Raw genomic sequence first — 24013 nt, forward strand, 5'->3', positions numbered from 1 at the left:
TGAGAGTTAACCTCCTGTAGTCATGGTTATAGTGAGGGCTTTTGAAGCCCCCACGCGGAGGTCACACGCCGCTTGAACGACGCATGTAGTTACCTTCCCAGCCGCATCCGATGATGTTCAGAGGGACAGGTGCGAAGGATGAAACGGTGACTCGTTGGGCCTTGGCGTTGCCGGTCACAGGGAACTTGTACTGACCTGTACCAAGAGTCAGTTGGCCCATGGTTATCTCGGTGCCAAGGCGTCCACCGGCCATCACGTAGACATACTCAGAGGAGCCGTTATTGACGTTCACTTCGAAAGCGCCAGAAGTGTCGTAGTTGACCCACGCACGGCGGAGCTGAAGCCGTCCGATATCCTCAGTTGAGCTGGTCCCGTCGTCGGCGGTTTGCTTGATGAGGAATTTGGAGAACTCGTATTGGAAACCGTACTCACGGCCAATCACGAAGGTGGTCCCCATGCGGTTGCCGACGAACTTAATGCGGTCGTCTGCGTTCCAGTTGGTTGACTCGTGACGCTCAAGAACACCTTGCGGGTCCAACGTGTAGAACACCGACAGGGAATCAGGTACGCCGCCGTAGATTGCGCTTAGGCTGACATAGGTCTCATTGAGGTCCTCGTTGTAACTCGAAGGCGTCATGAGTTTCTTCATGTCCATGTAGGCACGGTACGGTTCCTGAACGTAATCCACAGTGTCAGCGGTGAACTCAATACGCTCCAGGCACATGCCGACACCTACGCGCTCGTTTATGACGAACATGTAGGACCCAATGCAGTCCGCCGCAAGGACACGGTTGTTTTGGCCGAATTCCCAATGGCTCCACGACTGTTGCACCAGCTCCTCTTTGAGATAGAGGAACTTGTAGATATACACGCGATTCTCTACGGCATCAGAAAGCATGGACACGAAGTTCTCTGTGCCAGACCCGTGGATGTGGAAGACGGTGTTCTCGATATAGCTCGGGACATGCGCGGAAACATCCTCAGCCGACTTCACGTCACTCACGTCCTGAACGGCGTAGTACCGTTTAAGGCTCGTATAACTGGCCCGTGGGGCCGCGAAGTAAACGCCCCGTCCAATACCGAAAGGCCTCGCTCCGTCACTCACGTCGAACTCAGTGGTGAGGTCGAGTTGAATCGTCTTGCTCGAAAGGATGCCCTGCGAGGACAACACGAATTGCGCCTGATCGGACCAGAGCAGCAACTGTTCCGAGAAGGGTACGGCGTACTTAAGGATGCTCACACGGTTGTGGCTGATCGCTACGTCAATCGGATCGTCGTCACTGACAGCGCTGACGGATGCCGGGAAGAAGTTGAAGTATTTCGAGGTTCGGGACATCACCACGTTTTCCCCCGAGAGGAAGCCAAGGCGATTCCTGAAGAAGAAAATATCGTTGATCTTGTCGCCAATGAAAGACGGCATGGGGTTCGTATTGTCATCCCCGCACGTCCGGTCTACCCAAGACAAGGGCATCCAATCGAACTGACCATCAGCGGCACGGACCAGCGCGTGGGGCATAGAGGTCGGTTCGATCCCTGTAATAATCCCCGGCTTCACCGTTTCCCGCCACACCTGACCAGCTGCGTCATACCGCACCCAGTAGTTGTCTCCACTCCGGGAAGCTTCCCCTGTGATTTCCACAAGGTAGCCATCTATACATTGAGCCGGGAGCTTGCTGAAGGTCTGGACCTGATAGATAAACGAGTTGAGCAACTGGTTGGCATAACCGTCTTCCGTTGCGATGGTTGCGAGGGAACCCACGGTGGGCGCTGTCAAGCAAATCCAGCCCTGACCCGCTACAGCCGACCAACCTGATGGCCCCAAGTTGGCATTCAATTGCGCCGCCATGGTCCGAGCGATGTAACCGGCGTCAGTCTGTTCGACCTGAGGGGGCGTGGTGACTACGGCGTCACCCACAGGCATCTTCAGTTCAGCGAAAACCCCGCCGTTCACAAGGATGCGAAGAGTGCGGCCATACTGTCCACCGCGCACGTTGATGATGCAGCGCTTAGTCACGCCGGGGTAACCAGCTTGGGTCAGTGTGCCTTTCATGGCAGTGACCCTGTTGCGATTCGTCACGAACGTGTAATCCGCCACGGTGATGAGCCTGAGGTCGGTGCGCGGGTTCGCACAGTTCGCATAACCGTTGTAACCCCGGACTGCGTAGGAGTTACCTTTAAGGTCAACCACCACGATACCCTGCCCGGTGAACGCCATGTAATACTGCTCAGCCGCATCCCGGTTCACGAGGTGAATAAGAGGCTTAGCGCCAAACATGCCGACACCACCGAGACGCTTGATGAAAGTTGTAGGCGAGCGCTTCTGTAAACCTTCCGTCTCGGAGGACCATCCGTTTACTTGAAGTTCCCCTTGGTTGCTGAAACGAAGAACATCGGGTTGTTGAGAAATACCTCCTTTGAGGTTCTTAACGCTTTGAGAAACAAGACCCATAGGACCCTCCCTGTTAGTTATCGCGAGATACGGCCTCCTGTGTAGGCGTCACCGTCGAGCATGTTGTAGTTGCCATAATCAAGTTCGTACTCTTGGCAGTCCGCCCATGCGGTCTGTTCTTGTTCTTGCAGCGATCCCTCAATCTCACCAGCACCAAAGAACCGGATGTTGAAACGGCGGGAAGCCTTCGCGACGATGTACGAGCGGAAACATTCAGGCATTTCGTCGTACTCACGCAGGCGCACGAGAGTGACCGTTACTGGGTCGGTGAACTGATCGGTCTTATTGGTCCGGTCATAAAGGAATCCGCCACGGTTTGTATAAGTGCCGGTGGTGATCTTTAGGTAGTCGTCCAGATAATTGATTAGTTTCGAAAAGCTGTCAGGTATTAATAGTGCGTCTTCCTCAATGTTAAAGGTCCAGCCTTTCGATTGAACTTCACGGTTTACCTGACTGAGAATGCGGCGGCAGTTAGCTACGTCCGCGTTAGGGTCCCCTTCGAGGGAACTCACTGGTGACTCCCCGATAGCAGCGAGCATATCGTTAACAGCCGACAGTTCCTGATCTGAGTTAATACTTGAATCGAAGTTAGCCATTCAATCCTCCTGTGATATTGCCATAAACAAAAAGCCCTCAACCCGTAAGAAACAGGAAGAGGGCTTTGTGTGTTCGTTATGCGGTTACGGTTAATTTGCAAGTTGCCGAAAGTGAACCAAAAGTGGCACTCACATTCGCAGTGCCTGGGGCGACAGCAGTGATTGAGCCAGTAGAATCCACAGTGGCAACTTCGGGACTATCCGAGGACCACACAATTACTGCACCTTCAGGTTCCACGGAATAAGAAGGCACCTTAGAAGCGCCGACCTTGAGACTCATGGTCTTCTGTAAGGTCAGTGCGGCGCTTCCGTCGAGCGCTCAGCCGAAGACCAGCGCACCAGCAGCTTCAGGGCGCAGACCGCCGTGACCCATCGCGTACTTGCCGATGATCTGGTCAGCTTGGAATTCAGCGCGACGGGCACGCTCCAAGGCCATATCTTTCAGCTTCACAGTACCGACAGCGGAACGGTGGTTGAACAGGCCTACGACGTTATCCAGAGCGACCGGAACGGTGGCCGAAGAGGTAGCAGGGAAGGCGTGTTTCTGGCCGGTGCCAGCGAGGTCAGTACCCGAACCACCGCGGGTCAGGTGAGGCACTTCGATGACTTCAAAGCCCATGACGTTGCTGATGTTGCCGGTAACCGGATCGGTCAGCGCCGCATAGTTGGCAGCGTTAGGCAGCAGTGCCGCCAAGATCGCGCTGTAGTTCTCAGGCGTGGTATAGAAACGGCGGTCGCTCGAAGGCACGTAGTTGCGGGTCAACTTGGCACGAGCCAGAGTCAGGGCCTTCAGGATTGCCGCGCCAAGTTCGGCTTGATCGGTCAGAGATGCGGCGGTGCCGATCTTCAGGACTGTCGCAGTACCCAGACCGGCAATGTTCTCGTTCGATGCGGCTGGCAGGTTGCACAGGTTCGCCATTTCGCCCAACACAGCGCCGTCAGCGGAAATCGCCAGAGCTTCGCCAAGTTGTGCCGAGTATTCGGAACGGACATCGTAGTGGTTCATTGCGTCTTCGATGTCGTAAATCAGAACATCGGAAACCAGCAGACCGTCAATGGTGATTACCTTCTCGGAATGCTTGATGTCACCACGCTTGTCGTCCAAGTTTTCACCCGGTGCGAGGTAGTAACCAGCGGTACGGCCCATTACTGGGAAGGAAGCGGACTTACCGTTCTGGATAGTGCGGACCATATGTTTGTCCATGGTCACTGCACGACGCAGGAAGGCAGTCAGAACTTCACCGCCGAACACTTTCAAGAAGTTCGCCAGTTTGTCCTGATCGCTTACGCCTTTACCTTGGTTCTGACCAATCTTTTGACCTGTTGCATTTGCCATTAATAGTTCTCCTTGTATTGTGTGTTGTCTTTTCTCCGGGTGCAGGAAGTCGCCCAGCGGAATGCCGGGTCATCTGTTCTTTCCTGTTATAGTGAGGGGTTTTAAATCAGCGCTGATTTACCAAGTTGCGTTATGCACTTTGGATTCAACTTCGGCGGTGTACTTCATGTCACGACCATAACGCGGGTCGCTCATTGCCTTGACCATCTCATTTTGAGATTCGAAGCCTTGAACTTTCTGCGATGGAGTTGGGCCAGCGGGCGCAGCACTACGACGATTCAGGGAACGCGCAGGCTGTTTGCCGAACTTCTTTACCTGACTTGCCATGCCCAAGTTGATAGTTGAGCGGATCGCTTTCAGGTCTTGGCGCTCAATGGCGTCAAAAAGAACATCTACAGTTTCCGGCGAGTTCGCTTTAAGGTGGGCAATCACCCGGTCAAACTGTTCCTTGCCGCCTGCATATTCAGTGATCTTCGCGACGAAAGTTTGAGCTAACGCCTCCTGACCCTGAATGAACGAGTTAACGAAGCCCTTCGAGTAGCCTGCTTTCGCAAGTTGCGCGTAGCTGTCATCGCTCAGATGTCCATCGGATTCGTATTCAGATTCGATACGGTCCGCAACATCAGTCGGGAGACCGGACTTAATGGCCTGAGTGCGCAGCTCGAAGAAGCCGGTGGCATACTCTTCGATGTCAGCGCTGGCCTTGGTCAGTTCTTCATCAGGCTCACCCAGCGGCTCAAAGTCACCAGCTTCGGGCTGGCCTTGGTCGTCTTGGGTTTCTTGCTCTTCGTCCTGCTGGTCTTCAGAGCTTTCCTGCTCTTCCTCTTGGCCCTCTTCAGGGGTCTCAACGAGGTCAATAGAGGCGTCGCCATCGCGGGCCGCTACGTCCAGCGCAAGCATGTTTTGCTCATGCTCTACAGGGTCGCTGGATGACATGACCGCATTGCTCACACCGAAAGCGGCGTAAACGTCAGCGGATTGGTAAACGTGGCCCATGGCCGAGGCCAACATAGTGAGTTGCATAGAGTCTCCTTTGAGAAATTGGAAAGGAGACAGGCACACAGGCACGGGCAATCATCCGTACTTTCCCCGGAATCGGTTCGGCTGAACTGTGTGTCTATCTCGTTATAGTGAGGGGTTTTGTTAGCCGCCGATTGGCGCTGGTTGAACGCCTGCGGTGTCCATTGCGGCCTGAAGGTTTTCCGGTGAGGCGGTGGCCTGAGCGGCGATTCCCGCACCGAGACCTTGAGCGGCAGACTGACCACCTTGAGCAACGATCTGTTCTGCCTGACGCTTGGCCTTGTCGGCGTCTGTCAGTAGCAGGCCAGCCGTATCGAGACCGATAGCGTTTGCCAGTCGAATCTTGAGGTTGCCCATGTTGATGTCAGGGTCTTGCATAAGCGGCGCGATGGCTTGCAGTCCGTTGAAGAACTGGGTCAACTTGTCGAGGTCTTGCCCACGGCCAAGGGCTTCCAGACCAGTGCTTACGGTCGGCTCTACGGCTTCCTTAGGCAGGTCGGGGATTTGCGCGGTGGCTTGGAGTTGGTTTAGCAAGATGCGTACAAGCGGCAATTGCAGCTCTTGAGACAGGATCGAATAGACCCCGCCAAGGGTGTCTTCCAGCTCGCTGGCGACATACCGAATCTCTTCGGCGGTCACACGTTCACCCTGGCGCTGTACGGCAGAGTTGAGCATGAACACATAGGCCAATCGGCCCTCAATGGCGTCCGCTACGGATTTCGCTACGGTGAAGTCAGCGGTCTTCTCAAGCTGAAGGAACTCAATGTCTTGCTTCCGGCCAGCAACGAAGTCGCCGGTTTGAGCCTTGGTGAGCCGTCGAACCTGAGTCATCCCGTTGGGGTTGACCAAGCCGACCACCTTCGAGGCAATCATGGAAAACTTAATCATTGCTTCATGCAGGTTTTCGAGAGAGTTCAGGTCACCCAGATACTCCTCACAGTGCGAGCGGCCATAATTCTCACCGTCGCGCTTGGTCCAGCGGACAGCGATCCATGGAACCGCGTCAGGCGGATACTGGCCGTCAGTCCCTTCGACCTCCTCACCGTCAACCTCTTGGTAGCTCAGGAAGTCGCCCGATTCGTCGTCGAGGTACACATGCGTGTAAACCTCAACCTCTTCGTCAGGCTTCTTATCGCCACCGTCAGTGAGTGCGTTTCGGACATCCTCAGGCAGGGCCGCAAAGGCGACCTTATCGAGGGTGACGATTTGCAACACGTTGCCGAAGGCGTCCCGCTGGACCACGTAGGAACTGAGCGGGTAGAGCTTCATGGGGTTGTAACCGGTCGCGCCGGAATCTGGTTGAGGAAGGTGGATGCAGCCGTTACCTGCAAGGGCGAGCTGGCGGATAAGCTCAAAGAGCGTCACGCGGTAGCTGTTCGCTTCCATGAAAGACATCATGATGCGTTCAACCATGCCCAAGCCTTGGTCAACGATGGCGAGCTGTTCAGGGTCAGCGACCAACTGCTTAGCCTGCCACTCGGAAACCTTGAGCTTCATCCAGCTTTGAAGGGGGAATAGGGCCAGCATCACCTTGGCCGACAGGTTGTTCAGTCCTCGGGCGCCTACTGCCTGCCACGGGGTCGTGTAGTCAGTCGAGGCGTTGTCTGAGGACTTTGGGAACAGCGAGGGGATTGTTACTTTTGCGCAGTTTTCAGCGCGGGTCTCGTAGGGTACTCGGTCGTTCTTCAAGCGGTCGTAAACCGCCTTAGCCGACTCTTCGCCCAGACCGGTGCGTGCCGTAGAGGCCATATAATGACCTCCTTAAATGTTCAGACCGGTCCCTTGGCTGCGGGCCACTGACAGGCCGCGTTTGCCTTTAGCCTTAGCGGCTCGTTTTGCTGCCTCGCTATCGGTATCGTCCTCAGTCGAAGAATCCTCTTTCGGGGCTTCGACCTGAGCGGCAGCACTCGCTGGTTCCGGTGCGTTCACAGCAGCGGCTACGGGTGCAGGCTCTTTAGGCTTATCTTCTTTGCCGCTGTCACCGAGTAGTCCACCGGTCGCGGCGCCTGCTGTTTTATTGACAACCTTTACAACTTTCTTGATGGCTTTCTTCAGAAATCCCATTAGTTCCTCCTTTTGGTTTATTACCTCTTCAATGCGCGCTTAATAGATGCGCTTGTAGTTTTCTTGACGGGGGCCGTACCGGTATCCGAAGCGACAGCCGATTGAGTTCCCTCACCGGTTTTCTCTTTGGTAACTTTCAGGTCCTTGACGCCATCCGTGGTGTCGGAGTTATCGCTACTCGAATCGTCACCGAACTCGACACCTTTAGGAGCTTCTTCAGCTACAGGGGCCGGGGCGGCAATCGACTGAGGGCTAACTTTTGGCTGTTTTACTTTGCTGCTGAAACACATGGCTCCTCCTTTATTCGTCGGTGAGTGTGTTCCGCTGTTCTTGCATTAACTCTACGATTTCAGTAGCGGCGTTGAGGCCTTCAATGAATCCGCCGATATGGGACTCGGAGAAACCAGCTTTACGAAGATCGTCAATTGCGCCTGTGCGAATCAGGTAGGCTGCATTGCAGCGGACTTTGAGATATAGAGCAGAGGCGTTAGGGATGTCCGGTATGTTCTCCGGGTCATCCAAAACGGCTTGAATGTCATTAAGCATTTCTTCTCCTCGTTAAAAGGGAGACGAAAAGATGCCCTTAAAGGAAGTAACTTTAAGTCTCTCTACGGTTATAGTGAGGGGTTTTGAATTCAGGTGATGAAGTAGAGGAGGGCCAGGAACTGAATCACCATGCAGCCTAAGCCGACTTCAGGATTCATGCAGGCGACCACAAGATCGGTTGCTTGGTCTCATGGTCCCAGTCTGACCACCGAAGAATTCGAGCAACTTGAGCTTGCTGAATCAGTTCCGATTCGCTCATGCCTTGCTTGGTGGCGAGGGAGACCATGCAGTCCCATAGAGATAGCCCGTCGTCTGGATCGATGGCCTTCGAGGTCCAATAAGGCACCTCTTCGCCCTTGCGAGGGCCGGACTTCATGACCTTCATGAGCTGGTGATAGAACTTAGGATTCTTCAACCATTCCCATAGGCCACCGTCAAACTCTGCACCTACGCCCGGACAGCCGCCATAGCCATCCGTGGTGTCACCCTTGAGGGTCTGGAACATATGGTGAAGGTCGGCGGTTGCCTCATCGTTCTTCACAAGATCGTTTTCGGTGAGCCAGAAGAAGTAACCGGGGACCGTATTGAAGTCCTTGTCGCAGCTCACGCTAATAACTCGGTCACAGCCTACAAGGCCCGGATTGGTCATTAGGATGCCGCAAACATCATCACCCTCAACACCGTCCCACTTGAAAGCGTTTTCGCTGAAGTGGTCCATGATTTCCTGACAGAACTTGCGGTAACCCACTGGCTTGCGCTTGCCTTTACGGTTCGCCTTGTAAGTCTCAAGGATTTTCTTACGCCAGTTGTCGTCGCCGGAAAGAATGCACAGGTCAACAAACTCATACTTGTCGTCGGTGAGTTTGAATTTGCGCTTCAACTGAGCCGCGATATCGGACTTGATGGACTTGATGGCAGCGAAAAGACTGTTGCGTGCCTTTTTGTGGTCGCATGTCAGGGTCCAAACATCTTCACCCCAGTCCTCTTCTTTTTCTGCACCAGACATCGCAGAGAAAATCAGATAGTCCATATCGAAGGCAAGGCCAACTTTCAGCTTACTCATGCTGCACCTCCATGTTCATGCAGGAACAGTTGGCCTGCTGTTGTGAGTGACCAGAACCCCATATTGCGACCATCAGTAGACACACAAGTAATATGACCTCGGGAGGCAGCCTCGGAGACCAAGTGAGCGTTCTTGCGATAAAAGTCTGACTGAAACGTGCGGGCTTCTTTTTTGATGCCGAAAAGAATTTTGATGTACTCACCCATCAGCCCACTACTTCCGTCTTGAGGGGGCTCATGCGGGTGACGTTTAGGTCTTTAAGTTCGCGGCGTAGTTCTCCCGCGATCCAATCTTTCATGGCTTGCTTAGTTAGGAACAACATCATTGCTTCGTCGTCCAGAGAGACCGCTTTTTCGGACAGACGAATTCCGACGAGGCAGTCAGCTTTTCTTTTGCCTTTGAGGCTCAACAGCAAAGCGCGGCCCTCTACAGCGGCCTCGGTCAGGCCCTTGCGAATTTCTTGAAGTTCCTCGGTCGAGTAGACGACGCGGGTGGTGAATGTGTGTTGCAGGTTCAAAGTGATAGCCATTAGGGTCTCCCAAAGAAAAGGCCCCGAAGGGCCAGGTTGATTAGTGACATTCGCGCCACGTCGGACCGGTCTTCCCATCGGTGTCCAAACGGCACCGGAAGTTGAAGGACTCACCTACGTTGCGGATTGCTTGTTGGGCAGCAGCCACCACGACCTCAGCTATTTCCGGGGTTCGTGCGGCAATTTGAAGTTCGTCGTGGACCCATGCCATGAAGGCGAAGTCGCCGTCCCATCCGTGGACGTAGCCGTGGTCTTCCATGAGGAGCCTTTCGGTCTCCACTACCCACGCCTTGCAAATGAGGGCACCAGCGGATTGAAGGAGGGAGTTGAGAGCAGAGTGGGGCGATCGGACGTGAATCTTTCGGCCATCCAGCCCTTTGATCCAACGGCGCTTCCACTTGACGTCCCATTTCTTGGTGATGTTGTTGTAGGTCTGGGAGGTGATAAGGGAGTCTTCGAGGGCTTCACGCAGGCCAGTGATGGCCGGGGTGTTCTCCAAAAAGGACTTCTTGAGCGCCTTGCCTTCCTTCTTACCGCCACCGATAAACCCGCCTACCTTGGCGTCACCAGCGCCATACAGAAACGCATAGATAAACGTCTTGGCGATGCCTCGGACACGCTCATGCTCATCGTTGTGCTTGTCCCGGATTTCAAACGGGATGATCCCAGCGGCCCTGCCGTTGACCCAGTGGATGTCACCGTTAAGAACCGTATCGGCGTACTCGCCTTTATCGAACGGCGCACCGAAGTGACCCAGACAGCGCAACTCAAGGCCGGACGCATCGACACCCACTTGAGTGCAGTTTTCCCAGCCGGGGACCTTCTTACGGGCGAACACGGCTCCGAACAGCGAACGGCATTCAGGCCCATAAGGGGAACTGGCAGAAGGAATCTGACCCATGTTCGGATAGCTGTGAGTGGCGCGCCCGGTGACTGCCCCGTTAGGGTTGATCGAACCGTGCATGAACCCCTCAGAGCTAACCAGTCGCATCCATGCGTTATCACCTTCGGCCAGCATCCCGATGCGCTTCTGAATCATCAGATAGTCACGCACCAGTGCGATGCAGGCTTGGGCTGCCGGGTCAGCGACTGTCACGCCTTCAAGCGTCTCATCGTCAACCTTCGGGGCCCCGGTCTTGGTGAACTCGGTAGGTTCCCAGCCAGCGTCTTTCAGGACCTTGATGAGGTGAGCGCCGGACGCCGGGTTGAACGTGATGAACTCGATAGGTGTATACGGGGCCCCTTCAAAGGTTTCCCGCTTGTCTTTCTTCTTGCCGCCTTTGAGGTATACGCCGCCGACCTTCGGATACTTGACCCGAGGCATAGGGCGCCCGTCAGACCAATTCTCGATTGGCTTGCCGGTGGCGGGATGGCGGAACAGTTCGGTGCCACCTTTGGCCGCATACCAAGACCCGAAGGTTTGGATGAGCTTCACAAGGAGGTCAGAGCGCTTCCCCGCGAGTTCCGCATAGAGCCGCTCAGCCGCTTCAGGATCGAACGGGAAACCGTTACGTTCCATCTGTGCGAGGGACCATGCGGCGTCATGCTCAAGGTGAACGGCCCGGATTGATTGCATCCAGTGTTCGCCGTTAGGAGCGAGGCCAGAAGGGAAGTAGTAAGGGTCCGACAGGAGCTTGGTGGTCAGCTTCGTCGTCACAACTACGTCCTGGACACAATAGGCTTGCATCTCAGGGGACCATTCAGCCCATTCAGCACCGGACACGTAAGGGATGCCTGCGAGGGCACATGCAGCCTTAAAGTCGTCCGTGTACTCGCCTTTCATCTCACCGAGGCGATAGCCCCATGCTTCGAGAGCGTGAGAGCCCATGCGCTTGCCGGGGAGTCTCCCGGTACGCACATAGCCAGCGTCGGTGTCGCGGATGTTGGAGTGAATCAGGCGGGACAGGACTAAAGTGTCCATGACGCGCTTGCGAGGGATGTTGAGGCGCTTGCCGAAGTACAGGCGTTTCAGTTTGTCGAGAACGGGTATGTCGTATTTGATCCCGTTGTGGAAGACCACGAGGCCGTTAGGTTTCGCTGCCTCAGCTTCGAGCTGGGCGATGTACTCCTTTAGGTTGTCCGGGCCGTACTCAAAGAGTTCGCCGGTGAAGTAGTCTTGAGAAACACCACAATGGAACTTACTGACATTCGACAGAAACCCGTTGGTTTCAATGTCAGAAATCAGCATCGGCAACGACCTTAATGCAGTCCAGAGGCAGCCATAGGCGGCGCTCTTGGAAGCCCAACTTCACGTCGAAGCTGATAGCCAGACCCACGAGGTTCAGGCGCTGGGCGCGTTCGGTTCCGGCCTTGATGCGGGCTACTTCTTCGACCTCGTAGATGTGATCCCGAGGCATCGCGTACCCGTTCAGGAAGTGCGCAGCCGGAAGCTTGGTAATGGTGAAACGGGTCCCGATGTTGACCGGGCAGACGCTGGCGACTTGTGCCTTAGCGAGTCCTTTCAGTTGGTCGATCATCGGCTTGAGAACTTCAGCCTCGAACTTCTCCGACAGGGACTTGATCGGGTCTTTCTTGGTCGGCTCGATCCACTTGGGGACCGCATACGATTTCTCTTCGTAGCTGTAGCCAAGCGTTTCCAGCAGTGCTGCGGCCAGTTCGCCTTTACGCAGGTAGGAACGTACTTTTTGATTGTCCACGGTTAATCCTCCAAAGGAATTGGTGACGGGGTTTGGGAAAGGGGAGTAAGTAAGGTTGACCGAAAGGCCCCCGTTAGGAGGCCCTTGAGTCACGCTTAGATCAGGGCGGAAACCTTCAAAGCTTCTTCGTTCAACTTCTTGCCTTCGCGGGCAGCGTCCAGAGCCTCAGCGGCTGCTTTCTCACTGGCCTTCACGAGGAAGTTCGCTTCGGCAGTCTTCGCAGCAGCGGCTTTCTTCAGGGCAGCGGCCAGTTGTTTCAGAGCGAATTTGTACAGTTTGATGAGGGTCATATTGGTTCTCCTTAATAATCGGAATGAGGGGAGGGTTCTTCGGAGTCTTCAGGCGTCCAGCCGGTGTCCCCATCGGGTTGCCAGCCGTCAGCCGTTTCGTCGAGCCATCCAGTTTCTTTGTTGTAAATGAGGTAACCGGCTACGCCAGTGTCCCCGGTGAAGCGGCACTTCAAGACCCGGATCGTGACCACGTTGGGGTGATCCCCTTGCTGGTTACGTTCCATGGCAATAATCGTGTCGCTCAGTTGACGCAAAGACCCAGAGCCACGCAGGTCCGTAATGGAGACTTGACGGCCTTCTTCGTGAGCCTTGCCTTTCTCGGGGTTCTTCAGATGGCAGATGACAACCATGAGGATGTCGTTGGTTTTCGCGAAGGTCTTCAGCTTGGTCATGAGGCGGTCGATGGTCTTGCGCTCATCGCCGTTGTCGTCCATGCCAGAGACCACGATGCTGATGTGGTCCAGCACGATGACCTTGCAGCCTTGGCCCTTGACCATGTAGTGCAGCTTCGACATCAGCCTGTCCTCTACGGACTCAGCGAACGAGTCGTACAGGAAGAGCTTGTCTTGCTCGAAGATGGCGTCGAAGGCCCGGTCAAACTCCTCCTCAGTGGTGCCATCCGGGTTTTGCCGGTAGCGCCTGCGAAGGTGCAGCCCAACGAGGTCCTCAACGGTTTCCTCTACGGACTCTTCGAGCATCGCAACACCGACCTCAAGGCCGAAGTTGTTGAACCAGTTGTAAACGTTCTGGCGCACAAAGGTGGACTTACCCATGCCAGACCCAGAGGTCACCATGAGCAGCTCACCAGCCCGTGCATCCTTGGTCATCCGACGAAGCTCAGCAGGACCAGCCAGCGGAATCCGTGGGATTTCCTTCTTGTTCTTGATGCGGTCCTTGAGGGACTTCGCAGACACCACACCATCCGGGACGAATGGGGCAGCGTTCCACATGGCATCCATCACAGCTTTAGCCTGGCCCTGCATGACGCACTCATTCGGGTCCTTCAGGGGCAGCACTGCGATCTTCACCTTGCCAGCCGGGAGAACCTCAGCCGCATCCATTGCAGCCGCTCGCCCAACGTCATCCATGTCAAACATCAGGATGATTTCGTCAAACGTATCGAGGTACTCGTAATTCTTGGCGCAGGCTTTACGGGCGCTTGGGGCACCAGTAGGAAGGGACACAACGGGGTACTTGCCGCCTTGCAACTGGGCGACGGTCAGGCAGTCAATCTCGCCTTCCGTGATGATGATCTTCTTGCCCCCGGACCACAGGTGTTTGCCGAAAAGGCAGTCAGCCCCATGCTTGCCGGTGGAAGAGAAGTTCTTGTCGGCGTCCCGGATCTTCTGACCCACAAGGTTGCCGTGTTCATCGCGGTAGTCAGCGACTTGGATAGCCTTACCGCTGTGAGTCTTGCCGACCCAGTAGCCGTATTGCTTGCAGATGGCTTGCATGAGCCCGCGCTTGGGCAGGTCCTGATAGCGGCCTTGGTGGTCGCCCATGGACATCGTGCCGTCCGCTCGTTTGGTGTTCGCTCGGGTGCCTTGACCCTCTGAGCCATCACCGGGCGTCCAGTGGTTGCAGACGAAACAGAACGTGTGACCGTCCGAGTAAGTCGCCATGCCATCGCTGGATGAGCATTCGCCTTCGTTCGTGCATGGGCCCTTATAGAGCAGCTCGCTTTCGGAGCCCTCAGAAGAGTCCATCGGAACCACCTACAGGCGCTTGGTCGAGTTCGCCCGTCGCCCGTCGCCATGCGAGGTCAAAGAACTTCTCTTCCATCTTGGCGGCGCGGGCCCCCCGAGCGTCATCACGCAGCCGGACCAGAGTGGACCAGTGGTGTTCACCCATGAAACGAACATAGGCGCCGTCGATACCACGATGAGCCCCGACGATTGCGAATTGGTTCAGGTTGTAATCGAACTTATCGAGGGCCTCACTGACGCATTCGGTGTCGTACAGAATGATGTCAATATTGCACTCTTCGATCTTCCAGACCCCGGCGAGACGGTCGGAGTCAGAACCTGTGTGATACTTCGGGAACTGTTTGAAGTTCAGATTTGCTTTTAGTAGAACGTCAGTAATGCGGTAGTGATCGACCCCGGCGCAGATGATATCGAAGTCTTTAGGAGCAACTCCGAAGAAAATGTCACGAGCTGCACCGCCCGCGATAATTGCAGAAATACCTTCTTTATGTAGTAACTCCACAATATCGAAGGCCGCTTGTAGCATTGCCCGATTTACAGACATGGCGAATCCTCCTTAGTCAATAGGTGAATGCTGTTAAAGCGAACTCCGAAGAGTCCGCCTTGCAGGGTTTGTTTACTTGGTCTTTGCGAGCCAGTCGGCCACGCTGAAAGATGGGCAGGCTTTGCCCGCATCAAGGTCTCGATGACCGACGATCTTTGCGTGTGGGTACATAGCCGTCACAGTTTTAACCTGGGACTTGAGGGACACCCATTGAGCGTCCGTGAAGTTGTCTTGGGGTTTACCTGCATCGTCAATACCGCCGACCATGCAAATACCCAGAGATTCCGAGTTGTGACCTTGTACATGGGCACCGACAACATCATGGGGACGGCCCGTTTCTACGGAGCCATCGCGACGGATGATGTAGTGATAACCAACGTCCAGCCAGCCCTTTTGGACATGCCATTGGCGTATTTCACGCAGGCCAATATCCATTGAAGGCTTCGTAGCTGCACAGTGAATAACGATAAGGTTCGTCACCTCCCGCTTATTGAATTGGACACGAGCCATTAGTTACGCTCCTTTTGTTTTCAAGACTCCCTCAGGAATCTGTTTACGCTTCTCCTTCATCCAAGCCAGTGGAACTAACTTGTCTGCGAATTGAATGCCGTGTTTCTCACACCACGCGCCATAGGTCGTAGGTGAGCCCTTATAGAGCTTCGCTTTGCTCGACGAAAAGACCAGACGAATATCAAGGTCGGGATACTGTTCACGTAACAGCAAGTGTTTCTTGCGGTCGTCAACTTCCCATATGCCTTTGCACTCGATGATGATCCCATTGCCCAAGATGAAGTCAGGTAGATACTTCGCCTCACGAGCAGGGATCATGTAAGTAATCCAGTGCTGTTCAAAGGTGTACGGGACGCCGTGCTTGTCTAACAGTTCGCTGTTCTTTTCTTCCAGACCCGAGCGGAATGCACTTTGAGGCGTTCTACGCGGGCCGGTATAGCGACCGAACCCGGCCACTTTTAGAAGTCGCCGTTGTCGTCAGGTACTTCTTCGTCAACATGACCGCGAGAGTCATTGCGCTCTTCTTGCCACTGGTCCGAATCGTCAACGGAATAACCGCCTTCTTCGGCTTCGTCGCCCCAGTTGTCGTCACTGGCGAACTCTTTCAGAGTGATGAGCATCACGCTGTCGATTTGAAGCTTGACCGATGCGCCTGCCACGTTGGTCCAGCCGTACGGGAACAGGGAGAACTTCACCTTCAGTTCCGAACCACCAGAGATGGCCGGCACGTTCTCGATGCGCTTGCCCTTGGCGTCAACGACCTTCAGCGGCAGCGGTTTGGATTGCTGGGTGTCCTTGTCGATGTACGAGGCGTAACCCTTAATCTTGAAGGTCACGGTGCCGTCGTCGTTCTCGTAGAAAGGCATGTCGCCCTCATAAGGGGTCAGGGCCTTCTTACCGCGCTGAACAACTGGCGGGTTCTTTTCGTACTCAGCGACCAACTTCTTGTAGTTGGCTTCATGCGCCGCCACGATTTTGTCGATCAGGGGTTGGGCATCTTTCGACGGAACAGTCAGGTTAACTTTCCATTCGCCGCGTGGGTTACCGAAGCCCTTTTCAGGGTTGCCGTAGTCTGGCTTTTGGATTGCACAGTAAGGCTCTGCGGTGCCTTTTGGAGTGGTGAGGATTTCCTTGCGTGGACCTGCCATAGTTTGATTCTCCTTATGTAAGTTTTGAGGTTCCGGTTCTCCGGTTTAAGTGAGGGGTTTTAACGGAAGGACGGACGCACAACGGCCACAGTCGCCTCTTGCAGTTCTTCACGGCTTATCGCCATGGAGACCTCTTGAGCGGCAGACTTGCGGATGGACCGATAGACCGAATAAACGACCGACTTGAAGTGTTCTTTGAGGAATAACTTGTTAAAGCGCCATACTTCGTGTTTGAAGTGCGCGGTGCCTGGGATTGTGCTTGCCAGTTCCAGTAGGGTCAGCTCGACAAGTTCTTGCTGCCGCTCGTTCATCAGGCGCTCATACAAGACCCCAGCGAAACCAGACTGTCGGACATGGCTGAAGTTGTTGAGATGTAAGAAACCGTCCGGCTTGGCCCGGCCATTACCGTGGGCTCGCCTCATTGCGTCACCATAAAGCGGTCAATGTTTGGAGCGACGACGGGGCGGATGCGCGTAACTTCAACACCAGTCCCGAAGTTGGTTTCGGCTTGTTGCCATGCGGCGTCCATACTTACTGCGTAAATGGTGACTTCATCTACGTGGTCGCCGATTTGCACAGTTGCCTTGAATTCTTTCTTTGCGTTTTCCACTACTCGATTACTCCTTGGTCTTTAAGTTGGTCCAGCATTGCCCACGGCTCACCCAGTCGATTCACTACAAGAGCGTCGAACGGATGCGCCATAAGGGCTATGTCGGAGATGTGATAAGGCTGGTCGTCCACTCCCGGAATAAACCAGTCGCGAACAATGCGGATAGTCTTAATGGCAGGCGCATAAAGCAGCCCTTCATATTCGTTGACCATTCGCATATCAGTGACCACAACATGGTCGTAAGCACCGGCTTCGAGTGCCTTGCGGACTTCGAGCATGCCCAGTTCAAACCAGACGTTAGGCTTGCCGAGGAACTCACGGTGGAATTGCGTCCCAAAGGTCTGCAAGTGCCAGCGCAAAGAGCGAGGCTTTTGAAAGTCTTCGCGACTTCCCAAGCGGGACTTCAGGAAATCCGTATAAGCGGAACGCCCCAGTTCTTCGATTGCCAGACCGGGGCACGGCTTATCCTTAGCGGAACTGTGCATGTCACGTTCAAACATGACAGCCAGTCCTTTGCGGGGCCCGGCCAATTCTTCGGCACACATGCGCTTCAGGACATCGGCAAAAGCCACACGGAAAACTCTTCGGCCTTCCGATTCCAGAAGACCTATGAGGGTATCCTTGCCGGACTTCCCCCGGATGCTGTTTAAAGCCAGCAAGTTAGTCATTGACGACCTCCTTGATGACTTGCCAGATAAGGGCACAGCGCGGCCACTTGCCGGTGTACGGGACCAACTTCGTCCGGCCCAACTTGCGGGCAGTTGCACAGGTTCCCTTAGTGACGATGAACTTCGCGTCATCACCGATAAGGACCTTATTGAATGGCTTAAGGGCCACATAACGGATGTCGCGATTAATACGCACGGTATAGGCCAGTTTCTTTACACCACGGTTGTGGTGCAGGAATGTTTCGGGCACGGGTGATCCTCCTTTGGTTAGGTGTCGGGTGTGCTTTAAGTGAGGGTTTTTAAATCGGTGTTACGCGACGGGCTGACCCAGTTGCAGGGCCTTTTGAATCTCGCGGTTCTGTTGAGTCAGTTCGTGGATGGTTTTGGATTGCTCAAACAGACGCTTCTCAAGGGAAGCAATGGCCGAGTTTTGATCCTGCAAGTTCTTAACGCGCAAAATGAACTCAGCCAGATGTTTCCATCGGTAGCTGGTTCCACGGAATGGCGAGCCGTAACGGTGATCTAACAGCATGTCAGGGGTCGCAATGATCTGTTCAATGTCGCTATACAGTTCCTTGCGGAAGTTGTTGCGGCGATCCTTCTCGCGACTCTCAGCGACTTCCTTCGCAGCTTTCACAGCAGCCGCACGGGCCTCTTCCTTAGCTTTCTCGCGAAGCGGTTTGTTAGTTTTCCAGCAGGCGAAGCAAGCAACGGAAAGGGCGAAAGTGGCTACAGGGAAAAACAGTTGCATCAGGGACATTTAGTCACTCCTTAATTTTGGGGTCGGAGATACCCCGGAAAGAATCGAAAGATGGGTGACGCAAGGAGCCGTCAGGGTGACGCTCCATGAAAGTGACGCGAGCTGTGTGGCCCGCATACGGCATCGGGGTACTGTCATGTTCGGGAAGGCGCATCCACTCCCACACCTTCGCTGTGAATTCCTCCATTTGCGCCTTAGTGATCTTGCAGGCGTTCACGACGTGGCCGGATTCAAGGAGAACCTCAAAGCCGATGACTTTGCCTTCGTTGGCTTTACCTTCGGTGCCCCAGACGAGACCAACAATAGTCCCGTCTTCGTTGTCATCCGGTACGCACTTCCACATACCGACTTGTTTCGAGCGCTTATAGAAGCCGTTCGGGTCCTTCAAGACCAAGCCTTCCATGTTTTGCTCACGGACGACTTCATAGGTCTGGTCGATTTCTTCCATGCTGAACAGGTCCCAGCTTTCAGCCACCTGCCAGTCGATTTCCGGGAAGCGCTTCTTGAGTAGGCCGACCTGATAGGCGACGTGGTACTTCATGACGCTGTGCGTCACTCGGTATTCCTGGCCCGACAACACCACGTCCATGGGGACGATGCCGAAGACCATGACCTTGAAGCGGCTCAGTTCGATGGCCTCGTGGCGGCGCAGGGTCCCAGCGATGTCCTTGCAGGGCAGGTCGTCAATCAACAACTCAGCGTCCAACATGAAGCCGTCCTTAAACAGCGCCTCATCGGTGCCGAAGAACTTCGCCCAACGGTCGTCACGGTCCAGTGGCTCGGCACCGTTAAAGGACAGTGCGGGGAACTGTTTACCCTCACGGCTCAGCCAATGAAGAGACGCTTCGCCCAGACCGGGCCAGACGCAAAGATTCAGGCGCACACCGTCATACTTAACGTCTGCGATGATGTAACTTTCATCAACCACAGCCTTAATGGCGGACGTACTGAAGTCCACGGGGCGGTGAGGTTTGGTCTGGATAATTACTTGTTGAACTGCCATTACGTGGACTCCTTGAGAAGTTGGGCTTGAGTGATTACATTCGAGAAGGCACGCCTTACGCGCATCTCTACGGTGTCATTAAGGAACCGAGCGAATTGCTCGCGTCGGCCTGCATCGTCTTTCGCAGTAATAAACCGCAAGTTTCGTAACTCACGCTTATCAACCAACTGAGTTTGGGTCAGACCACTCATGCCCTGAACCGTAATAACGGTGTCAAAGCGATAGGTCTTGTTGTCGATCTTGCTGTGAGTAGTGCGGACCTTAATGGTCATTATTCAGCCTCCTGCCAGATGTCGCGCTTGGACTGACGCTGGGTCTTGTTCAACTTGCCACGACGGGCTCTTACAACTTCCATCTCTTCATCGGAGCGGCGTTGAGTGGTACGGACGGTGCGTTGAACAGGGTTGGTAGCGTGCATCAAAAAGTTCTCCTAAAGAGTGGTCGGTTGGTTGTGCTTTTAGTGAGGGTTTTTAAATTTCAGGGACCCACAACGAGAAACACCCGGCCATCTTTAAGAATCTTTAAGTAAGAATCTCAGAGGTGGTCGGGTGTGCTTTTAGTGAGGGTTTTTAATTACGCGAAGGCGAATTCACTGTGCAGAATCTGCGTGATATCCAGCGTTCCCTTGGTGGGGATCGGTGGCATCTTGTCGAGCTGGCTTTCGTGAAGCTGTTCCATGAATTGCTGGCGGAAGTCTTCGAGAACATCGTTTTCGGTGTAGGTCTCGACCATCGTTTCGCGTACCGCTTTGAACATCGCCCCAGCTTTCGCAGGGATGGTGCCGAAGCTGTCGTGAATTAGGGCGAAGAACTCGACCCCGTAAGCCTCGGACGCCTTAACGACAGTCTTGCGAAGGTGCGAGCCGTCCTGTGAGTGAACGAAGTTGGGCGAGATGCCCGATTCTTGCTTGGCTCCGTCGATGTTGTCGGAGTCGCGCACGTTGATGGTCGCCTGTAGGCGCACCGTCCCGAGGAACATCAGGTCAACCCGGCGTTGGACAGGCTTCATGTATTCCTGCCAGACCGGGAAGCCGTCAGGCGTCACCCAGTAGACAGGCATGCACGGCTTCAAGACCTCAGGTTCCGGGTTCTTCTTAGTCTTCTTGGTCGCGGTCACCTCAGTGGCGAGCAACTTCGCAGCCTTCTGAAGCCACAACATCGCTTCCACGGCCTTGACCACAACGACGCTCACGGAATCCCAGATGAGATTTGCCATGTAGCGGGCGCATTGCTGTGCATCCGGGAACCACTGAGCCCCATCGCCTGCATCAAGCGCCGGCTGGATGATGTCGTCTCGCACCTGATCGGTGAACCCGAAAGCCTTGGAGCCATAAGCGAGGGTCATAACGGAACGCTTGGTGACCTTGCGGGTGATCCCGTAGCCCATCCAGCCCTCAGCGAGGGTCCGAGTACCCATCACACGGCGCTCAGTGATTTCGCCGGTCTTCTCGTTGGTGATGATCTCTACGCTGTCGTCAGTGCCTTCGCGCAGGTCCTTCTTGACCTTCTCAATGACTTCCTCAGCGACAAGGCGATAGATGTCCTGTACTTCTTTCGAGGGCAACAGGTTGACCGCACGACCACCACGCTCATCGCGCAGCATCGCCGAGAAGTGCTGAATGCCCGAGCAAGACCCATCGAACGCGATAGGTAGGGCCGACTTCCAGTTCTCACCGTGTTCCTTCACGCCTGCCCATTCAAAGCAGAAGGCAAGGAAGCAGAACGGCGAATCCATCTTCATCCACTCAGGCTGGCCCAGTGGGTTCCGAGCGATTTCAAGAATCAACTCTTCATTCTCTTCGACCCACAACTTGCGCTTGTCGAAGTCAACCTTGTCCACGCCCGCACAGTTGGCCCCGTGAATCTTGAGCCACTCGATTCCTTCCTTGCCGACCGGCTCTGCGATGGAAGCCATCAGCAGGCCCTTCGTCATATCGTTGCCCTGGGGGTTGAAAGACGGGATTGCGTAGACACGGCCACGCCAATCGAGGTTGTACGGGAAATAAATTGCCTCATACCCGGAGAACTTTTCCGCCTGTTCAATCACGAACTCATAGGACAGGCGACGGCTCACACGGGCACGGTCACGGCGATACACGCCCGCCGCCTCTTTCTTCCATGCCTTCAGGGCCTCAGCGTCCTCACCGATGCCTTCAGCCTGAATCGGCAGCTCTTCACGGTCAGCAGTGGGAAACTTGTCGATCGGTACGTTTTTCCACTCCATGATGGCCTTTGCGACCTCAAGAACCTGAGTGTTCACACGCCACGCGGACGACTGCGCGATGTTCACCGCCTTGTAAACTTCAGGCATGTAAACGTCGGCGTATCGTTGCAGGGCACGCTTAGAGCGGACACGAATCAACGGGATAGGCTTACGGCCCTTCGCCCAGTAGCCACCGCCTACCATCTTGGTCCACTCCTTAGGCGGAACAATCATCGGCTGATGGCGGGGTGTGATACCGGCCAGAGAGAAGGCTCGGGCACAGAGCTTGTCGGACCATTCGGTGGTCAGGTGGACATACTCACCGTCGAGCTTCGCGTTACCTGCGTTCTCACGTTTCATCTCGACCAACTGAGTGGACTCAATGAGCAGCTCAAGGAGGCGGATACCAATATGGAAAGCAACGTCATTCTCAAGGGCGTCCCAAGAGGTCCACGACGATTGCAGCTCGTTCGCTTCCTGCATGTGACCCTCGACCTTTTCGAGGTACTTGACCTTGTAGGTGTGGCCATTGCGTTGGTTCAGGGCCTTGCGGATGTGCTTATTGAAGTGTTCTGCCTCTTGGTCACGAATGCGGCCAAAGCGGGCCTCTTCTTCAAGACCACGGCCAAGGGCGACGGCCAGATTCTGCACGGACGTAGGGCCTTTTTTACCGACTGTGTTAAGGACGATCTTGATGGTCACGGCGGCGATGTTCACCGGGTTAACCATCTGGAAAAACTGAAGTGCCACATGCTTGCGGCGAACCTTAGTTACTTGGTGTTCGATCCAGTTGTTATATGCCGTCATGAACAGCGGAATCAGTGTAGTGAGGACAGGTTTAACAGTGGCGTTATCGGCGAACTCACCACGCTCCATCTGGCGCTCAAGAGCTTTATGGAATCGCTCTTCGCCCAACGTGTACGCCTCATGCTCTAAAGCAAGTTGCTGCGCCGCAATGTCTTCACCATAAAGACCGGCCAGAGTCTCGAAGGCCCAAGTGCTGTTTTTAATGTCAGAGAAGTCGTGTTTTTTAATCTGAATCGCAGGCATAGAAATCCCGTCGCGACAACTTAAGTCGCTGATAAATAAGGGGTTTAGGTTTTCTAAAGGCGAAAAGAGGCCCTCAGGGGAAATCCCGAGTCAGGTGTTTTCGCTTTTAGTTTTGGGGGAGTAGTGAGGCTTTAAGGCCCTATTAGCGTTGTTGTAATGCGCCCGAGGACGTCAGTAAGCTTGTATGTGAATACTTTGACTTCCTTGTGGGAGGGCTCAACTGAGGTGTAATGCATCACATTTTGTGGAATTGAAACTTGAGTGATCGCAAAGAAGTGGCTATCTTGTTTGCAGGTAAGTTCTATGACATTCCGCCCGCAAGGCCCTACACCTAATTTAAACTCACAAGGTTCGTGAGTTAACTTGTAGGGGCCTCCAGCAGAAAACTTGCGCGGAACTGCACAAAGGAAGTGAATTGATTTGATCGACATCTAAAGCGTCCTTCAAAAGCTGGTAGCACGACCGCACTTCATTGAGCGTCGTACAGGTACGTCTTGAATATTGTTTCGAGCGCGAAAGTTATTTGACTTCTGCCCAGTGAACTAACAGGTTCCGTTCGCCTTCCGTGACTGGCATCCCGTAGTGTCGGTGCGCCTTGCCGTTGAAAAACATCCCGTGGCCGACAGGTAACTGTGGGACCAAGATATTTGGCTCAAAGGGGCCTGCGTGGACTAACGTCCCGCCGCCTTGGTGCGTCGCTGTCAGGGCGACCACAAGAGTTACGTCCGAGTCTCTATCGGTATGCCAATGGCCCCGAGGCGTGTTCGCAGTCGTGTATTGAGCTGCCTGAATGGTGCGAATAACGCTTGGGTCCTGACCCATAAGCACCTTCGCTAAAGGAATCCCGGCGTTGTGCCAGAGGCTGCGTAAGCACTCGTAAAGGGCCGGGCACTCAGTTGCAAAGGACACTTCCGGGATCTGCGCTTCTTCAGGCTCATCCGGGTTCACGGCGTACTCCATACAATCCAGTTCAAGCATGAGGCTCTTGCAGAAGGATTCAGAGAGATACGGAAAGGAGTAAACGCCGTTGCCGTAGGGCGTAATCACCCCCATTGCCTGGCCCCACTCAGACGCCATCGTGTAATCGTCCCCGCTGATCGGGTAGACGCTTTCGGCGTGGTCGGCCATCTCTTTGATGGTGTCGAGGATGCGGCGGAAATCGGGGTGGTATTTGTCCATGGACGGGTAGGCGGTGAGGGCATTGCTGAGTACGTGATTTTGACCGATTGACACGGGAGGGCTCCTAACAGGTGTGTATGTTC

At 54.6% G+C, this 24013-nt stretch carries 31 protein-coding genes; all 31 read right to left on the minus strand.

Annotated features, from left to right (window positions below; genetic code table 11):
- Window positions 1-61 precede the first annotated feature (61 nt).
- The 31 genes from M5G17_RS09195 to M5G17_RS09335 all read right to left on the minus strand — a co-directional run bounded on the left by M5G17_RS09195 (window position 62) and on the right by M5G17_RS09335 (window position 23984).
- Window positions 62-2449 (minus strand): phage nozzle protein, encoded by a 2388-nt coding sequence (locus M5G17_RS09195; protein WP_273892617.1) that lies wholly within the window; start codon window positions 2447-2449, stop codon window positions 62-64.
- 17 nt (window positions 2450-2466) lie between these two features.
- Window positions 2467-3045 carry a hypothetical protein gene (locus M5G17_RS09200; protein WP_273892618.1) on the minus strand — a complete coding sequence of 193 codons (579 nt, stop codon included), beginning with the start codon at window positions 3043-3045 and terminating at the stop codon, window positions 2467-2469.
- Window positions 3046-3121: 76 nt separating this feature from the next.
- On the minus strand, window positions 3122-3325 hold the full coding sequence (locus M5G17_RS27585; protein ID WP_420793361.1) for an Ig-like domain-containing protein: 204 nt from the start codon (window positions 3323-3325) through the stop codon (window positions 3122-3124).
- A gap of 39 nt (window positions 3326-3364) precedes the next feature.
- On the minus strand, window positions 3365-4381 hold the full coding sequence (locus tag M5G17_RS09205) for a major capsid protein (protein WP_273892619.1): 1017 nt from the start codon (window positions 4379-4381) through the stop codon (window positions 3365-3367).
- A 117-nt stretch (window positions 4382-4498) separates the two neighbouring features.
- Window positions 4499-5404 carry a capsid assembly protein gene (locus M5G17_RS09210; RefSeq protein WP_273892620.1) on the minus strand — a complete coding sequence of 302 codons (906 nt, stop codon included), beginning with the start codon at window positions 5402-5404 and terminating at the stop codon, window positions 4499-4501.
- Between the two features lie 120 nt (window positions 5405-5524).
- Window positions 5525-7150 (minus strand): portal protein, encoded by a 1626-nt coding sequence (locus tag M5G17_RS09215; protein ID WP_273892621.1) that lies wholly within the window; start codon window positions 7148-7150, stop codon window positions 5525-5527.
- A 12-nt stretch (window positions 7151-7162) separates the two neighbouring features.
- Window positions 7163-7465 (minus strand): hypothetical protein, encoded by a 303-nt coding sequence (locus M5G17_RS09220; RefSeq protein WP_273892622.1) that lies wholly within the window; start codon window positions 7463-7465, stop codon window positions 7163-7165.
- Window positions 7466-7485: 20 nt separating this feature from the next.
- Window positions 7486-7755 carry a putative phage head protein gene (locus M5G17_RS09225; RefSeq protein WP_273892623.1) on the minus strand — a complete coding sequence of 90 codons (270 nt, stop codon included), beginning with the start codon at window positions 7753-7755 and terminating at the stop codon, window positions 7486-7488.
- 10 nt (window positions 7756-7765) lie between these two features.
- Window positions 7766-8011, minus strand: coding sequence for a phage protein (locus tag M5G17_RS09230; protein WP_273892624.1), 246 nt, complete (start codon window positions 8009-8011; stop codon window positions 7766-7768).
- A gap of 154 nt (window positions 8012-8165) precedes the next feature.
- Window positions 8166-9074, minus strand: coding sequence for a hypothetical protein (locus M5G17_RS09235; protein ID WP_273892625.1), 909 nt, complete (start codon window positions 9072-9074; stop codon window positions 8166-8168).
- The gene (locus tag M5G17_RS09240) at window positions 9071-9280 is read right to left on the minus strand and encodes a hypothetical protein (RefSeq protein WP_273892626.1); all 210 of its coding nucleotides are present in this window, start codon (window positions 9278-9280) and stop codon (window positions 9071-9073) included. Before M5G17_RS09240 ends, M5G17_RS09235 begins: the two co-directional genes overlap by 4 nt.
- Window positions 9280-9603: a hypothetical protein gene (locus M5G17_RS09245; RefSeq protein WP_273892627.1), complete on the minus strand. Its 324-nt coding sequence runs from the start codon at window positions 9601-9603 to the stop codon at window positions 9280-9282. Before M5G17_RS09245 ends, M5G17_RS09240 begins: the two co-directional genes overlap by 1 nt.
- 40 nt (window positions 9604-9643) lie before the next feature.
- Entirely contained in the window at window positions 9644-11791 is a 2148-nt protein-coding gene (locus M5G17_RS09250; RefSeq protein ID WP_273892628.1) for a DNA polymerase, read from the minus strand.
- Entirely contained in the window at window positions 11778-12260 is a 483-nt protein-coding gene (locus M5G17_RS09255) for a hypothetical protein (RefSeq protein ID WP_273892629.1), read from the minus strand. Before M5G17_RS09255 ends, M5G17_RS09250 begins: the two co-directional genes overlap by 14 nt.
- Window positions 12261-12355: 95 nt before the next feature.
- Window positions 12356-12550 carry a hypothetical protein gene (locus tag M5G17_RS09260; RefSeq protein ID WP_273892630.1) on the minus strand — a complete coding sequence of 65 codons (195 nt, stop codon included), beginning with the start codon at window positions 12548-12550 and terminating at the stop codon, window positions 12356-12358.
- 11 nt (window positions 12551-12561) lie between these two features.
- The gene (locus M5G17_RS09265; RefSeq protein ID WP_273892631.1) at window positions 12562-14256 is read right to left on the minus strand and encodes a DnaB-like helicase C-terminal domain-containing protein; all 1695 of its coding nucleotides are present in this window, start codon (window positions 14254-14256) and stop codon (window positions 12562-12564) included.
- Window positions 14243-14800, minus strand: a complete 558-nt coding sequence (locus M5G17_RS09270) for a hypothetical protein (protein WP_273892632.1) — start codon at window positions 14798-14800, stop codon at window positions 14243-14245. The genes M5G17_RS09265 and M5G17_RS09270 overlap by 14 nt, the downstream gene beginning before the upstream one ends.
- Before the next feature lie 72 nt (window positions 14801-14872).
- Window positions 14873-15310, minus strand: coding sequence for a peptidoglycan recognition protein family protein (locus M5G17_RS09275; RefSeq protein WP_273892633.1), 438 nt, complete (start codon window positions 15308-15310; stop codon window positions 14873-14875).
- 3 nt (window positions 15311-15313) lie between these two features.
- Window positions 15314-15766, minus strand: a complete 453-nt coding sequence (locus tag M5G17_RS09280) for an endodeoxyribonuclease (protein ID WP_273892634.1) — start codon at window positions 15764-15766, stop codon at window positions 15314-15316.
- A 2-nt stretch (window positions 15767-15768) separates the two neighbouring features.
- Window positions 15769-16458 (minus strand): DUF2815 family protein, encoded by a 690-nt coding sequence (locus M5G17_RS09285; protein WP_273892635.1) that lies wholly within the window; start codon window positions 16456-16458, stop codon window positions 15769-15771.
- Between the two features lie 59 nt (window positions 16459-16517).
- Entirely contained in the window at window positions 16518-16880 is a 363-nt protein-coding gene (locus tag M5G17_RS09290; RefSeq protein ID WP_273892636.1) for a hypothetical protein, read from the minus strand.
- The gene (locus M5G17_RS09295) at window positions 16877-17068 is read right to left on the minus strand and encodes a host cell RNA polymerase inhibitor (protein ID WP_273892637.1); all 192 of its coding nucleotides are present in this window, start codon (window positions 17066-17068) and stop codon (window positions 16877-16879) included. The genes M5G17_RS09290 and M5G17_RS09295 overlap by 4 nt, the downstream gene beginning before the upstream one ends.
- The gene (locus M5G17_RS09300; protein WP_273892638.1) at window positions 17068-17736 is read right to left on the minus strand and encodes a nucleoside/nucleotide kinase family protein; all 669 of its coding nucleotides are present in this window, start codon (window positions 17734-17736) and stop codon (window positions 17068-17070) included. Before M5G17_RS09300 ends, M5G17_RS09295 begins: the two co-directional genes overlap by 1 nt.
- On the minus strand, window positions 17729-17986 hold the full coding sequence (locus M5G17_RS09305; RefSeq protein ID WP_273892639.1) for a hypothetical protein: 258 nt from the start codon (window positions 17984-17986) through the stop codon (window positions 17729-17731). The genes M5G17_RS09300 and M5G17_RS09305 overlap by 8 nt, the downstream gene beginning before the upstream one ends.
- Before the next feature lie 60 nt (window positions 17987-18046).
- Window positions 18047-18496: a hypothetical protein gene (locus tag M5G17_RS09310; RefSeq protein WP_273892640.1), complete on the minus strand. Its 450-nt coding sequence runs from the start codon at window positions 18494-18496 to the stop codon at window positions 18047-18049.
- A 4-nt stretch (window positions 18497-18500) separates the two neighbouring features.
- Complete coding sequence (locus tag M5G17_RS09315) at window positions 18501-19499, minus strand: ATP-dependent DNA ligase (protein WP_273892641.1); 999 nt, start codon at window positions 19497-19499, stop codon at window positions 18501-18503.
- Complete coding sequence (locus tag M5G17_RS09320) at window positions 19499-19771, minus strand: hypothetical protein (protein WP_273892642.1); 273 nt, start codon at window positions 19769-19771, stop codon at window positions 19499-19501. Before M5G17_RS09320 ends, M5G17_RS09315 begins: the two co-directional genes overlap by 1 nt.
- The gene (locus M5G17_RS09325; RefSeq protein ID WP_158244167.1) at window positions 19771-19917 is read right to left on the minus strand and encodes a hypothetical protein; all 147 of its coding nucleotides are present in this window, start codon (window positions 19915-19917) and stop codon (window positions 19771-19773) included. The genes M5G17_RS09320 and M5G17_RS09325 overlap by 1 nt, the downstream gene beginning before the upstream one ends.
- Before the next feature lie 155 nt (window positions 19918-20072).
- Window positions 20073-22751: a DNA-directed RNA polymerase gene (locus M5G17_RS09330; protein WP_273892643.1), complete on the minus strand. Its 2679-nt coding sequence runs from the start codon at window positions 22749-22751 to the stop codon at window positions 20073-20075.
- A 131-nt stretch (window positions 22752-22882) separates the two neighbouring features.
- The gene (locus M5G17_RS27805; protein WP_476453923.1) at window positions 22883-23182 is read right to left on the minus strand and encodes a hypothetical protein; all 300 of its coding nucleotides are present in this window, start codon (window positions 23180-23182) and stop codon (window positions 22883-22885) included.
- An 88-nt stretch (window positions 23183-23270) separates the two neighbouring features.
- Window positions 23271-23984, minus strand: a complete 714-nt coding sequence (locus tag M5G17_RS09335; RefSeq protein ID WP_273892644.1) for a 2OG-Fe(II) oxygenase family protein — start codon at window positions 23982-23984, stop codon at window positions 23271-23273.
- Window positions 23985-24013: the final 29 nt, after the last annotated feature.

Source organism: Pseudomonas rubra, assembly GCF_028656935.1.
Classification (GTDB): domain Bacteria; phylum Pseudomonadota; class Gammaproteobacteria; order Pseudomonadales; family Pseudomonadaceae; genus Aquipseudomonas; species Aquipseudomonas rubra.